The sequence below is a fragment of the Thermococcus alcaliphilus genome (genome assembly GCF_024054535.1).
Lineage (GTDB): Archaea > Methanobacteriota_B > Thermococci > Thermococcales > Thermococcaceae > Thermococcus_A > Thermococcus_A alcaliphilus.
Genome location: NZ_JAMXLV010000011.1, coordinates 34638 through 48598, shown reverse-complemented (window position 1 = coordinate 48598; position 13961 = coordinate 34638). Strand labels below are relative to the sequence as shown.

The window sequence follows — 13961 nt, the reverse complement described above, 5'->3', positions numbered from 1 at the left end:
GGTTTCAACAGTAAACGTCAAGTGGCCAGATGATTATACAGCATGGTGGTATGCCAGCTGGTACGGATGGCTTCCATCAGCAGTTGGATGGGAAGTTCCAGAGGAAGAATTAATAACAGTAAAAGAACTTGTTGACGAGCTCGGCGGTCCAGAATCTGCAATAGCCTCACTACAATTGAAGTACTACAATACAACAGAAAAGCTGAGTGAACTGTACAACATGACTGTAGAGGAGATTACCAAGATTCTTGTCTTTGGTAGCATTGAGTTTAACGGCAAGACTTACGAGATGGAGGAAGGTAACGTTGACCAGTACTGGGACCTCCAGAAGATTTCAATGGCTTTAGGTGTAAGGGACTCACAAAAAGTATTCCTTACAGAAGTTCAAGAATTCTTTGCAACTAACAAAGAGAGAGTCCTTAACATTGCTGCAGATGTTTCCTCAGGATTGTGGACAAGATGGAGCCTAATCACAGCAGAAACCCCAGACAAAGTACTAAGAGTTGCTGAATATTCTTCCCAGAATACACTCTTTATGGATGCTTTTAATCCAATCGGTGGTATTAGCGACGTTTACAGTGCAGTAGTTTGGAGAGTAATTTACGACTCCCCCATGTATACTGATTTGACAACTGGAACATATATTCCGGTTAGGTGTGATTACACTGTCGAAAGGGGCAATATTACAGTGCCAAGTGATGCTGTTATTTACAACTCAACTATTGACCAGTGGGTTGCCGCTCATGCTGGAGAGCCCGTCAAGGCGAGAATAATTTACAACTGCAAACTCAGCAACTGGCATGATGGTCATCCAATGACAATGGCCGACGTTAAGTATGCCGCTGCCTTCACCTGGGAGTGGTCAACCAAGGATGGTGATAATGATCCATACTACGATGACAAGCTTGCATCTGCCGCAGAGAGCCTTGCAAAGATCAAGGGTATTGAGTGGGTTGACGAGGACACCTACGTTGTTTATACTGACCTAACACACCCAGTTGCTGATGACGTTACAGCTAACATGAACGTCTTCTGGGCTTCACAACCATGGCAACTCCTCTATGCAGAAAGCGAACTCGTTGCCAAGGGAGACGAATACGGCGCATCACAGAAATACTCCTTCAGCGAAGAAGCAGAAGGTGTCGCACAACTCGACCTTCTCGTGAAGGACCACGTTGCCGACTTGAAGAAGGTTCTTGAGGCCTTGAAGGCTAAGAATGCCGTTCCATCCGCAATTGCCGATGATGTAAGCGACCCAAGCGAGGGCTACACCAAGATAATTGACTGGATCAACAGCAAGGGACATGCGGTAATAAGCAATGGTCCATTTTATTTAGACTATTATGATCCTGACTCCATAGTTATCGAGCTTAGAGCCTTTAGAGATCCAACTTATCCCTTCACAATAGATGAAATTAAGCAGATGATTGGCCTTGGAGATTACAACCCACCAACAGTGCTTAACTTCGAAATTAACCCAACTACGGTGGAGGTGGGCAATACAACAACAATCTCCTGGGCAGTCGCTGATGAGAGCGAGGTAACAGAAGTCAGCCTTATAATAGACCAACCTAACGGAACTACAATCACGGAAACCTTTGACCCATCATTGGGCGTTTACTCCTACGAGTACACAGTTCTCGACACTGGCACTTACACTGCAACTGTTAGGGCAGTGGACAAGTGGGGCAATGTTAACGAAGTTTCAATGGAATTCTACGGAAAGAAGACCATCGTTGAAACCGTTACAGTGAATGAAACTACAAGCAACGTGACTGTCCAGGAAGAGGATTTAGAACTTGGTATTGACGTTAACGAGACTGCAGTTTCGAATGAGACGCAGATCATCATTAACGCTACAGTAACGACAAACGAAGAAGAAATCATACAGGAGAACGCTAGTAGCCTTGCCGTTGCTCCAGTAGTGAGCAACACGACTGATAACGAGACACAAGCCGTAGCTCCGATAAAATATGTGGTAGTTGACGTAACCACAGCAAACGAGAACACGACCGCTGAAGATGTAGTGGAGAAATACACTCTAAAGATAAAGTACGATGAGGCCGAACTTGGCACTATTGACGAGAGCACGCTGAGCCTCTACTACTGGAATGGAAGCGCCTGGATTAGAGTTGCCGATTACGTGAACAAAACGATTCCCAACGGGCCGTTCGTGTACGATGCTGGCGTTAATACTGTGGAGAACTACGTGTGGGCGGTTGTTAATCACTTCAGCGTCTACGCTCTTGGTGGGGTAAGCAAGCCCGTACTGACAATACTCTCCCCAGAGGATGGGGCAGAATTCTATACCAACACTACCGCAAATGTTACAGTAAAATGGACGGCTGAGGATGAGTTAGGCATTGATCATTATGAGGTTAAACTCAATGATGGCCCGTGGATAAAGACCGGTAATACTGAATATACGTTCTATGACCTGCCCGAAGGCGAGTATACTGTATATGTGAGAGCAGTGAACTTGGGCGGAGAATACAGTGAAGCAACAATCACATTCAAAGTTGTAAAGCCCGAACTCAATGGAGGAAGAGAAAAAGCTAAAGGAAGGAACCCAATTGTCATGTTCTGGCTTATGTATAAGATTCAGAGGCCTAAATTTGACCAGCTGTATGCGACTGCTGTAGATATGGGAGTTGATAATGAAACATTAAGCCAAGCAATGAATTACATTGAGACTGCAGACAAGTACTATGAAGAGGGCATGAAAATTGGACACCCCTTACAGAAATTCAGTCCCAAACAGTTGAGACCATTTAGACTAGCATACGTTAACCTATCAAAAGCCATAAAACTCTTAGAAAAAGCCATAAATGAGTTAGAAAAAAGTTAGTCTCCGGCTGCGCTCTTTTTCTTTTATTATTGTTAAAACACAAAAAATAAAGATGCCAAAGAAATTCTGAAAACTTTTCACTCAGATCTCAAGCTCGTGTATGTGCTCAAGGATCTTTACCATGAGCTTAACGCTTGCATCTACGTCCCTCTCATCAACGACTTCAGCGTTTGAGTGTATGTACCTTGAGGGAATGCTTATTGCCCCAGTTGGAACACCCGCCTTGTTGAGGTGTATTGCACCAGCATCAGTTCCTCCGCCGAGGAGGATGTCCCACTGGTAGGGTATCTCGTACTTCTTGGCAAGCTCTTCCATCCATCTGACTATCTTTGGATGGCATATGACTGAGCGATCCATTATCTTTATTGCCGTTCCCTTGCCGAGCTGAGTAACTTGCTTGTGTTCCGGAGTGCCCGGAACGTCAGCTGCTATTGTAACATCTATGGCAAATCCATAATCTGGATCGATGCCAAAGGCACTTGTCTTTGCTCCTCTAAGCCCCACTTCTTCCTGAACTGTTGCCACAAAGTATATGTCGGCGTTTGACTCTTTAAGCTGCCTTGCAGTCTCAACGAGAGTGTAGACAGCTATTCTGTCGTCAAATGCAATGCTAACAAAGCGGTGCTTGCCGAGCCTCTCGAGTCTTCCATCCCATGTAATCACGGTTCCGATTTTAACACCCATCTCTTCGGCTTCTTCCTTTGACTCAGCTCCTATGTCAATGAAAATTTGGTCCCAATCGGGGGCTTTTTTCCTATCCTCAGGCTTTTGAATGTGTGGAGGAACACTCCCACCAACCCCATAGATGAACTTGCCCTTGTCAATCCAGACTTTGAAGCGTTGGGCAATCAAAGTTCTCGGATCAATTCCTCCTACTGGAGCAACTCTCAAAAACCCGTTCTTCTCAATGTGCGTTACCATAAGACCAATTTGATCCATATGTCCAGCAATCATAACCTTTGGACCATCGCCCTTCTTATGGGCGATAACATTTCCGAGCTTGTCGACTTTGATCTCATCAACGTAATCCTTTAGCGCTTCAATAACAACGTCTCTAACTCCCATGAACTCATAGCCGGTAACTCCAGGAGCTTCGACTATCTTCTTTAACAGTTCATAGTCCACCATCACTACCACCTCGTTTAGATATTCATCTTAATGTAGGACGGGTAATATTTAAGGTTTTAGGTCAATAATCAACTGGGGAGCGGCGTGTTGCTAAAACTTCCGATAATCGAGTGCACGTTTATAAGGAGACTGAACAGATTTGTAGGATTGGTAGAGGTTAATGGAGAACTCAAAAAGGCGTTGATAACGAATACCGGCAGATTAGAAGAGTTCATGATTAAAGGAAAGAAAGCATTTTGCATTCCCAAACAAGGAGGGAAAACAGAGTTTGTTCTGATTGGATTTCTCGAAAAAAATGGGAGAGGAGCAATTATAGACACAAGAACTCAGGCAAGAGCCTTTGAAAGGGCTGTTGAGCTGGGACTGATCAGGTGGCTTAAAGGATGTAGGATCAAAAGGAGGGAAGTTAGAATCGGCAACTCTCGACTTGACTACCTCTTGGAGTGCAACGGGGAAGAGATCTGGGTGGAAATGAAAAGTGCCGTTTTGAGAGAGGGAGATTACGCAATGTACCCAGATTGTCCGAGTGTGAGGGGGCAGAAGCATATAAAAGAGCTGATACGCTTGAGGGAAAACGGCAAAAGGGCAATGATAATCTTTATAGGCGCTTTGCCGGGAGTTAGAAGGTTCAAACCCTACATCAAAGGCGACCCAAAAATTGCCGAGTTGTTAAAAGAAGCAAAGAAAAAGGGAGTAGAGATTAGAGGAATATCGATAAGCCTCCTCCCTAACGGGGAAGTAATTCTAGAAAACGAGGATCTTGTAGTTGAGGTGTAGCCCAAAGGCTTTTATAACGCTTACCCTATAAAAGCTCGGGGGTAACACCCCGCGGAGGTGTTGGGAATGACTATTGTTGATGTTAGAATTTTGGTGGAAGGAGCAAGTGATGTAGAAGTTGTAAGCAAGGCCCTTCAAGGCTTGGCTCTTGGTAGTGAGTACAACATAACAATCTCTGCAATAATTCCAACAACGAATCTGGAAATAGCTAAAAGTGCTGCAGCGGGGGCGGATTTACTAATAATAGCTACCGATGCAGATAGAGTTGGACGAGAACTGGCAGAGAGAATGTTTAGAGAGCTCAGCGAACTAGTTGGGCATGTAGAGAGAATGAAAATACCTCTGGGACATGATTTGGAGCACATAGACGTAGAACTTGTGAGAAAGGAAATCAAAAACACACTCGTAAGAGCAGGCCTAAAGAGTCTCCAGATTTTACCGGAATATATGGCACTGAGAAATCAGCTTCTTGACCTAAAAGGAAAATATGAGATGCTTATGCAGGAAAACGAGAAGCTCAAAAATGACTACCAAGAACTTGAGGGCAAGTATGGAGAGCTCCTTGAGGAATACAGCAAACTGGTTGAGGAGAACAACAAACTGAAAGAATCCTTAAAGAAAAGAGCCAATGTTTTTAAGATAAGTGAGATATGGAAAGAGCTCTTTGGAGAGACAGAGCCTCCAGAGGAGAAATACATAGCAGAGGCAGTTGAGAAACTCAACCTTGGCGGAAAAATCATTGTCGGGCAGGGGTACATATATTCAGATGATGAAGACCTAGTAATCGAGCTACTTAGAATAGTCCACTTAAGCCTTAGCATAGCAGAAAGCAAAGAGGAGAAAGCTGAAGAAAAGGAAGAAACTACAGAAAAATTAGAGGAACCCATAGCTGAATTCGAGAACTTCTGAACCTTTAAAATTTATTTTTGTGGTTTGTATGGACGTTATAGAAGAATTCAAAACGTATCTTGAACTCGAGGGAAAAAGTCCCCAGACCATCAGAATGTACACCTACTATGTAGACCGCTTCTTAAAAGAGACTAGAACTCCGAGCTACCGCTCTGCACTCCGGTTCTTGGCAAAACTTAAACAAAACGGGTACTCAAACAAAAGCCTCAACCTTGTGGTTCAAGCACTAAAGGCGTACTTTAGGTTTGAGGGGTTGGAAGAAGAAGCGGAGCGATTGAAATCCCCAAAAGTACCCCGGAGCTTGCCAAAGAGCCTAACAAGAGAAGACGTGAAGAAGCTCATAAAGGCCGTTCCACCCACAAGAAAGAGGGATAGGCTTATAATTCTGCTGCTTTATGGAACTGGATTACGGGTAAGCGAAGTGTGCAATCTTAAAATAGAGGATGTGGACTTCAAACGAGGGATTTTAATCGTAAGAGGTGGCAAGGGGGCTAAAGATAGAATTGTACCTATACCAGACTTCCTTTTAAAGGAAATTGAGGATTACCTAAAAACAAGGGAAGACGGGAGTGAATACCTCTTTGTTGAAGTTAGAAGAGCGAAGAAGGACAAGATTTCTCCAAAGACAGTTTGGTATCTCCTAAAAAAGTATGGAAGCAAAGCGGGAGTGAAGGTGACTCCACACATGCTCCGCCACAGTTTTGCAACTCATATGCTGGAAAAAGGAGTGGACATAAGGGTTATCCAAGAAATTCTTGGTCATTCAAACCTATCAACAACGCAGATATACACAAAAGTCACGGTGGAACACCTAAAGAAAGCGCAGGAAAAAGCAAAGCTTGTTGATGAGATAATGAAAGAGTAGTTTCTACTCCTTTCTTCTCAAAAGGCTTAAATAGCTTGCAAAAGCTCCAGCGGATATCGTGTCCCCTAACCCTACCGTGGATACGGGATTTCTGACAAGCCTTGTGGGGATAATAACTATCTTGTATTCCCTTGTTCTCATTTTGGCTTTTGCTTCTTCAAATCTCAGCTTTACGTATTCTCCTTTTTCGTTGAATGGAATGTTCAAGCCAACCTTAACATCTTCCGGCCTTTTGATGTCTCCAAGAAATGCCCTCGTAGCTGCAAGGGTTGTTCCCACCTCCAAGGACTTCATTAGCTCTTCCTCGGTGAGCGGATTGTCATTGTGGGTGATGTACATCAGGTAGTAAATCGTGTGCACTTGAAGAATTTCAAGATTTAGTTCATCAAGGAGAATTTTGGCCCCTAAAACAGCGTCCTCAATTCTATTGTATGTGAAAATTCTGTCGCTTAATTCTCTATATCCGAGAACACTTAATATATGCGCTATCTCAGCTTCGTCCATTCCCACACTGTCAACGAGGGGAAATATGTTGTAGATTACCTTCTTCCTGAGCTCTCTATCTTGAATGGAAGCAAATTCCACGTGGATCTTTATGTCCTTTTTCTTCTTTAGCAGTTTTATGTCTTCTTTAGCCTTCCTTAGATAGTAGTTTGCGTCCTTTCCGTCACTGTAATATCTTCTTAGCCCCTGATAACCTGAGAGAATAGCTCCATCGACCATCTCTCCTATTTCCGGTAGATAAGGCTTAAGTTCTGGGGAAGTTTCAATTCTAGCAAAATCTTCAAATCTGCAGGCAACTATAAACCTTCCAGAATAGGGAACTTCAATAGTTTCATCCCCAAGTTTGAATTTTGTGCCTGCTCTAAACTCAAAAATTCTATTGATTTTTACTGGATCATCCTCCCTGTAAGCTTCCAAGGGCTTCTTTAGGACAAGTTTTCCATTCTCAACAACCGGATAAAGGAGGTTATCCCTATTTACGAACATTTCAGCCTGTTTTCTTCCAAGAAGAGGGGAATATGCAATCACTTTATTAAAGTCCAAGTTGGCAAGAAGGTTCGCTATTATCCCTACCTGCCCCCCAATTCTTTCAAAATCGTATTTAAATCGAGAATTGAACCACTTATCGACCTCATAACTTACCAAAGGCACGGCTTGGGGTTTTCCAGTCTTGAGGGCGTGTATTAATCTCGCAACAAAGTCTAAAGGCTCGTTTATCTCTCTCGGATACTCATCGATTCTTTTTTTGATGTTTTCTGCTCCAAATTCCTTTATGAGGCTCTCTATGTGCTTTTCGTTCAAATATACTATCGCGTCAACGTTCACGTTGTAGGCCAGGTAGATGCCCATCTTCTGGAAGTCCTTGAGGAACTCCATCATGTTATCACCCTCAGTGAATACTTGGAGAAAAGTTTACAAGAGTACTTAAAAATATTTTTGTGGAGATTAAAAAAATGCCAAGAGAATCAAAACTCTGTAAAAAGCTTTCCAAGCCAAGGAATCTTTTCTCCCACATCGAGCTCTCTCAATGCAAGCCATAGAGAGGCTTGATTGCTTGTAACGACAGGAACTCCTAAGTCATCTTCGAGAGCCTCGATTATTTCAAAAGTTCTCAGGTTGGTACAGCTTATGAATATTGCGTCTGCTTCATCGGTAAAGAGTGCCTTAGCCATTCTGTAAGCCTCATAGGGCTCAAGTCTCCCTATTCTGGTGTTGTCAACTATTCCAAGCCCTCTAATGTCTATGACCTCAAACTCATTAGCCTCCAAAAACTCTCTCTCCCTCTGGTTTATCTCATCGGTGTAGGGAGTTATGACAAGAATCCTCTGGGAGTCAAGAATCTTAAGGGCTTCAACAACTGCAGTGCTAGTCGTTATAACTGGTAGCTTCACCTCGCTCTCGATTTTTTCTGCAAGCTCCTTGTCGAATTCTCCACCGCCTATAAAGGATCCGCTAGTACAGCCGTAGAGAATTAAGTCAACGTCGGCATCCTTCAATAGCTTTGCACTCTCCACTGCAAGCCCGCTCATCGCTACAAGCTCCTCTTCAGTAACGTTCTTCAAGGGCATCCTTGCTGTGTGAAGTGATACTCCCTCAGGCAAAGCTGAATGCAGTTCCATCTCCATTGTCGTGTTTGAGGACGGAACTATCAAGCCAATTCTACCTCTCCATCCGTACATATTTCCACCTAAAAGGAGCTTTAGCTCCCACCTATATTAAAGTTTTCCAAGAAACTCTAATAAACATCCAGTGCAAATAGAGTTTGGTGATGAAAATGATAAGATACCCCGCAGTTGCCGGGAGCTTTTATCCCTCTGGAGGAGAGCTAAAACTCATGCTTGATGAGTTTTTCAGTGATCTTGGAGAGCTTGGAGAAAAAAGAAAGATTACTGCAGGAGTTGCACCCCACGCTGGATACATCTTCTCCGGTTATACTGCCTCAAGAACGTACAAAGCAATCTATGAAGACGGCCTCCCGGAGACGTTTGTGATCATAGGGCCAAACCACACTGGTCTCGGCTCCCCCGTAGCAATTTACCCTAAAGGGGTCTGGAGGACTCCAATGGGAGACATTGAAGTTGATGCCGAGCTGGCAAAGACTATCGCGAAGCACTCCAGTTTGGCGGATTTAGACGAGTTTGCTCACAAATACGAACATTCTCTCGAAGTGCAGGTGCCCTTCATTCAGTACATCTCCGAAAAAGCAGAAAAAGAAGTAAAGATCGTCCCCATAGCACTTGGACTGCAAGATGAGGAGGTTGCTGAAGACCTGGGAAAAGCGATATTTGAAGCAAGCCAAGAGCTTGGGAGGGATGTAGTGGTTATAGCAAGCACGGACATGATGCACTATGGCTATGCCTACGGCTATGTGCCCTTTAGAGCAAGAGGGGATGATTTGCTGGGAAGAATTAGGGAATGGGACTTCAGGGTAATTCAAAAGATTATCGAATTTGATTATAAAGGAATGTTCGACGAGATAAGGAAAATGGATCACACAATGTGCGGTCCGGGAGGAGTTGCAACGGCAATAGTCTTCTCAAGACTCAGTGGAGCAGTTGAAGCGGAGGTTTTGCACTACACAACGAGCTTTGAGGTGAGTAGGTCAACAGATGCGATAGTTGGCTATGTGAGTATTGTCATGAGGAAGGCATGAACTGCTAGGAAGGCGTTTTGGAAATTGAGGGATGGAGAATGGAACAAGCAATTCAAAAGTTGATTCGACTTGTGGGAGTTTCCCTCTTTATCTTAGCTGCACTTTATTTAGGTGAGCTTTTGTTCAACTTAGATAATCCCCACTTTAACGACGCCGATACCATAGAACTCATTGTAAAGTCTGCCATGTTCTTTCTCCTGCTTGGAGGCGCATTGATAATATTTTCAGTGTTTTATCCTGAGGGCAGTAAAATGATAAAAACATTGGGTACAACAGGCCTATTAGCCTTAATAGCCTTGTTAGAATATGGGCTCAGTGTTGAAAACTTCACAAAATGCTCTTCCTCATGCGGTACATTTGAGATGCACTGGAGTGTAAACGTTCTTGGCTTAGTAACCTTCGTGCTCTCAATTTCCAGCATAGTCCTTGCATGGGTGCAGTTTCTAAAATCTGAAATTTAGAAGGATACAAGAACAACCAAAAGAAAAATAAATTTGGAGTGTATATCTTAGATCATGAAGATTGAAGGAGCAATATGTAGAATGCTCTCCCTTGACAAAGAAAAAAGATTTTTTATGGCTCACATGCAAGAGGACAGGCTCGAAAAGATAGTGACATCGATTTATGTATTTATTAATGCAAGAAGTATTACTACGATTATCTCGAACTGGAGGCAGTAGGATGAGAACTCTTGAAGAGATACAAAAGATACTTCAAACCCATAAAAAGGAGCTTTATGAAAAATTTGGAGTCAAGAAAATTGGTATCTTCGGCTCTTATTCAAGAGGAGAGCAAAAGGAAACAAGCGACGTTGACATTTTAGTTGAATTTCATAGGCCTATCGGGTTTATTGAGTTTATTAAGCTCCAAGAATATCTCGAAACTCTACTCGGAGTTAAAGTTGATTTAGTTACAAAAAAAGCATTGAAGAAACGAATTAGGAAGCAAATTCTCCAAGAGGTGAAATACGTATGAGGGATCCATATTTGTACATTGAGGATATTCTCAACTCAATTGAAAAAATAAAACGTTACACTGTTGGCATGGCATTTAGAGATTTCATAAGAGATGAAAAGACAATTGACGCAGTTTTAAGAAACTTGGAGGTTATAGGAGAAGCTGCCAAAAATATCCCCAAAGAGATTCAGCAAAAATACCCTCAAATCCCCTGGAAAGAAATTGCTGGAATGAGAGATAGACTTATTCATGCTTACTTTGGAGTTGATCTAGAGATCGTCTGGCACACCATAACCTCAGACTTACCGAAGTTAGAATCTGAGTTATCGAAAATTATCAAGAGGGAGGGCTAAAAATGAGAGTTCTTGCTTCTGCACCCGCTAAAATTATCCTCTTTGGAGAGCACAGCGTAGTTTATGGAAAACCTGCTATAGCTGCAGCCATTGATTTGAGGACATATGTAAAAGCGGAGTTTAACGAAAACGGGAGAATTAGAATAGAGGCTAAGGACATCAGAACTCCAGGCTTGACGGTATCATTCACCGAGGATCAAATTTATTTCGAGACCGACTATGGAAAAGCGGCTGAAGTTTTGAGTTATGTTAGGGAAGCAATAAATCTTGTAATGGAAGAAGCAGGAAAGCAGAAGGGAATAACTGTTTCAATAACCTCTCAAATTCCTGTAGGAGCAGGGTTGGGAAGTTCAGCTGCTGTTGCTGTGGCAACTATTGGGGCAGTGTCGAAGCTTCTCGGGCTGGAACTAAGCAAAGAAGAGATTGCTAAACTGGGGCATAAAGTGGAACTCCTCGTACAAGGTGCATCGAGCGGCATTGATCCAACGGTTTCAGCGGTTGGGGGCTTTCTCTACTACCAAAAGGGCTCTTTTGAGAGCCTGCCTGTGGTTGAATTGCCAATAGTTGTGGGCTACACCGGTTCAAGTGGCTCCACAAAAGAGCTCGTTGCTAAAGTTAGGAAGAACTATGAGGAGATGCCAGAAATAATTGAGCCGATTTTAAATTCAATGGGCAAGCTCGTGGAAAAAGCGAGAGAAGTTATCCTCGCAGAGTACGACAAGGAAATCAAGTTCCAGCTGCTTGGAAGGTTGATGAACATAAATCATGGCCTTCTCGATGCCCTTGGTGTCTCAACAAAAAGCCTGAGCGATTTAGTGTATGCTTCAAGAGAAGCTGGAGCTCTTGGGGCAAAGATAACAGGTGCCGGAGGGGGAGGATGTATGTACGCCTTGGCTCCAGGAAAGCAGAGCGAGGTGGCAACGGCCATAAAGATAGCGGGTGGAGTGCCAATGATAACAAAGATAAGCAGAGAGGGGCTAAGAATTGAGGAGGTCGAAGAATGATAGTCATCAAGCTCGGGGGAAGCGTGATAAGCGACAAAAATATCCCTTATTCATTTAACCGAGAAGTCCTCGAGAACATAGCGGAAGAAATCGCCCAGTTTTACCCTAAGGAGAGCTTTATCCTCGTACACGGCGGTGGAAGCTTTGGGCACCCAAATGCAAGGAAGTACAAAATCAGGGAAGGGCTAACCGGGGATGTAGAGCGTAAAAGGATTGGCTTCTCAAGGACTCACCAGGCAATGCTTAAGCTCAATGATTTGATAATTCAAACTTTCTTAGAGAAAGGCTTGCCCGCTTATTCCATCTCTTCCTCTTCGATTTTCCTCATTGAGAAGGGGGAAATTGTTTATGGTGAGCTTGAGGTTCTTAGAAAGCTTTTGGAAAAAGGCTTCATCCCGGTGCTCTTTGGAGATACTGCAGTTGCCCTTGATAAGGGAATAGACATCCTCTCTGGAGACCAGATAGTGGGCTATTTAGCAAAGATGTTCAAGCCAAGCAAGGTGGTCTTTTTGATGGACGTTGATGGGATTTATACCAAAAATCCAAAAGAAGAGGGAGCAGAGCTTATTAAAGAGCTTACCAAAGAAGGAATCGAACACCTATTGGAAAGCTCAGAATCAGCGGGAATAGACGTAACTGGTGGCATCGGAAACAAGCTCAAAAAAGCCCTTGAGATAGCCCACTATTCGGAAGTTTACTTCACAAACGGAAAGGTTAAAGGAAACCTCATGAAAGCCCTCCAAGGGAAAAATCCCGGAACTGCTATTAAGAGGTGGTAAATGTGGATAAAGAAGAGCTTACTGTTATTAGGAAATTTGAGCACATAGAGCACTGCTTAAAGAAACAGGTCGAAGCTCACGTAACTACTCAATTTGAGAACATCCACTTCGTTCACCGTTCTCTGCCCGAAATAGACAAGGACGAAATTGACCTTAGCGTAGAGTTCCTCGGGAGGAAGTTTGACTACCCAATAATGATCGCTGGAATGACAGGAGGAACTAAAGGCTCCCAGCTCGCTGGGAAAATAAATAAAACCCTTGCCAAAGCCGCGCAGGAGCTTAATATTCCAATGGGAGTTGGAAGCCAGAGGGCAATGATAAGGAATCCCGAAACGTGGGAGAGCTATTACGTTAGAGATGTAGCTCCAGATGTCTTTTTGGTCGGCAACTTAGGTGCCCCTCAGTTTGCCGAGACGATGCCAAACCGCTATGGGATTAAGGAAGCTCTAAAAGCCGTTGAAACAATTCAAGCTGATGCTTTGGCTATCCACATGAACCCTCTACAGGAGAGCGTCCAGCCTGAAGGAGATACTCAGTACAGAGGTGTTTTGAAAGCTTTGGCTGAACTTAAGAGTGAGTTCCCTTACCCAATAATAGCCAAGGAAACCGGCGCGGGAGTTTCAATGGAAGTCGCGATAAGGTTAGAAAGCATCGGCGTAGATGCGATAGACGTCGGTGGGCTTGGTGGTACGAGCTGGAGCGGTGTTGAGTATTACAGGGCAAAGGATGAAAGAAGTAAAAACTTAGCCCTAAAGTTCTGGGACTGGGGAATTCCAACGGCTTTAAGCGTGGCTGAAGTTCGCTATGCAACAAAGCTACCAATAATCGCCACTGGTGGGATAAGGGACGGCATAATGATAGCAAAGGCTTTGGCACTTGGAGCAAATTTAGCGGGAGTCGCTTTGCCCTTGCTCAAACCAGCGGTAAAGGGAGACGTTGAAGGAGTAATCAAAATCCTCCAGCGCTACATAGATGAGCTGAGGAACGCTATGTTCCTCGTGGGGGCAAGAAACGTTGAGGAACTTAGGAAAGTTCCCCTTGTGATTACAGGCTTTGCAAGAGAGTGGCTCGAGCAGAGGATTGATTTGTGGGATTTTTTGAGGAATAGAACATCTTAAAAAGTTTTCATTTTTAACCTTTGACAATGAGGTGTAACATGATATTGTATTTTTGCCAAAAACAAC

15 protein-coding genes are annotated in these 13961 nt (G+C 43.6%); 12 read left to right on the top strand and 3 right to left on the bottom strand.

Features of this window, described 5'->3' with window-relative positions; genetic code table 11:
* Window positions 1–2848, top strand: a 2848-nt coding sequence (locus NF859_RS00645; RefSeq protein WP_252742557.1) for an Ig-like domain-containing protein, incomplete at its 5' end; no start/stop codon positions are given.
* Window positions 2849–2929: 81 nt separating this feature from the next.
* Here the strand turns inward: NF859_RS00645 and NF859_RS00640 are convergent.
* Entirely contained in the window at window positions 2930–3976 is a 1047-nt protein-coding gene (locus NF859_RS00640; RefSeq protein WP_252742556.1) for a M42 family metallopeptidase, read from the bottom strand.
* Between the two features lie 84 nt (window positions 3977–4060).
* Between NF859_RS00640 and sfsA the strand changes: the two genes are divergently transcribed.
* From sfsA to xerA, 3 genes are all read left to right on the top strand, one after another.
* Complete coding sequence (sfsA, locus tag NF859_RS00635; RefSeq protein WP_252742555.1) at window positions 4061–4753, top strand: DNA/RNA nuclease SfsA; 693 nt, start codon at window positions 4061–4063, stop codon at window positions 4751–4753.
* Window positions 4754–4819: 66 nt separating this feature from the next.
* Window positions 4820–5662 carry a toprim domain-containing protein gene (locus tag NF859_RS00630; protein ID WP_252742554.1) on the top strand — a complete coding sequence of 281 codons (843 nt, stop codon included), beginning with the start codon at window positions 4820–4822 and terminating at the stop codon, window positions 5660–5662.
* A gap of 28 nt (window positions 5663–5690) precedes the next feature.
* Entirely contained in the window at window positions 5691–6527 is an 837-nt protein-coding gene (gene xerA, locus NF859_RS00625; RefSeq protein WP_252742553.1) for a site-specific tyrosine recombinase/integron integrase, read from the top strand.
* 3 nt (window positions 6528–6530) lie between these two features.
* Here the strand turns inward: xerA and pfkC are convergent, their stop codons facing one another.
* Both pfkC and NF859_RS00615 read right to left on the bottom strand, forming a co-directional pair.
* On the bottom strand, window positions 6531–7910 hold the full coding sequence (gene pfkC / locus NF859_RS00620) for an ADP-specific phosphofructokinase (protein ID WP_252742552.1): 1380 nt from the start codon (window positions 7908–7910) through the stop codon (window positions 6531–6533).
* An 86-nt stretch (window positions 7911–7996) separates the two neighbouring features.
* On the bottom strand, window positions 7997–8710 hold the full coding sequence (locus NF859_RS00615; protein ID WP_252742551.1) for a maleate cis-trans isomerase family protein: 714 nt from the start codon (window positions 8708–8710) through the stop codon (window positions 7997–7999).
* Between the two features lie 95 nt (window positions 8711–8805).
* On the opposite strand from NF859_RS00615, the gene NF859_RS00610 reads away from it, so the two are divergent.
* The 8 genes from NF859_RS00610 to fni are packed head-to-tail and all read left to right on the top strand — an operon-like array spanning window position 8806 to window position 13895.
* Window positions 8806–9684 (top strand): MEMO1 family protein, encoded by an 879-nt coding sequence (locus NF859_RS00610; RefSeq protein WP_252742566.1) that lies wholly within the window; start codon window positions 8806–8808, stop codon window positions 9682–9684.
* Between the two features lie 38 nt (window positions 9685–9722).
* Window positions 9723–10145, top strand: coding sequence for a hypothetical protein (locus tag NF859_RS00605; RefSeq protein ID WP_252742550.1), 423 nt, complete (start codon window positions 9723–9725; stop codon window positions 10143–10145).
* A gap of 54 nt (window positions 10146–10199) precedes the next feature.
* Window positions 10200–10364: a hypothetical protein gene (locus tag NF859_RS10740; RefSeq protein WP_435371993.1), complete on the top strand. Its 165-nt coding sequence runs from the start codon at window positions 10200–10202 to the stop codon at window positions 10362–10364.
* Between the two features lies 1 nt (window position 10365).
* Window positions 10366–10659: a nucleotidyltransferase family protein gene (locus NF859_RS00595; RefSeq protein ID WP_252742549.1), complete on the top strand. Its 294-nt coding sequence runs from the start codon at window positions 10366–10368 to the stop codon at window positions 10657–10659.
* Window positions 10656–10994, top strand: a complete 339-nt coding sequence (locus tag NF859_RS00590) for a HepT-like ribonuclease domain-containing protein (RefSeq protein ID WP_252742548.1) — start codon at window positions 10656–10658, stop codon at window positions 10992–10994. The genes NF859_RS00595 and NF859_RS00590 overlap by 4 nt, the downstream gene beginning before the upstream one ends.
* 2 nt (window positions 10995–10996) lie before the next feature.
* Window positions 10997–11998, top strand: coding sequence for a mevalonate kinase (locus NF859_RS00585; protein WP_252742547.1), 1002 nt, complete (start codon window positions 10997–10999; stop codon window positions 11996–11998).
* Complete coding sequence (locus tag NF859_RS00580; protein WP_252742546.1) at window positions 11995–12777, top strand: isopentenyl phosphate kinase; 783 nt, start codon at window positions 11995–11997, stop codon at window positions 12775–12777. Before NF859_RS00585 ends, NF859_RS00580 begins: the two co-directional genes overlap by 4 nt.
* Window positions 12771–13895 carry a type 2 isopentenyl-diphosphate Delta-isomerase gene (gene fni, locus NF859_RS00575; protein WP_252742545.1) on the top strand — a complete coding sequence of 375 codons (1125 nt, stop codon included), beginning with the start codon at window positions 12771–12773 and terminating at the stop codon, window positions 13893–13895. Before NF859_RS00580 ends, fni begins: the two co-directional genes overlap by 7 nt.
* Window positions 13896–13961 lie beyond the last annotated feature (66 nt).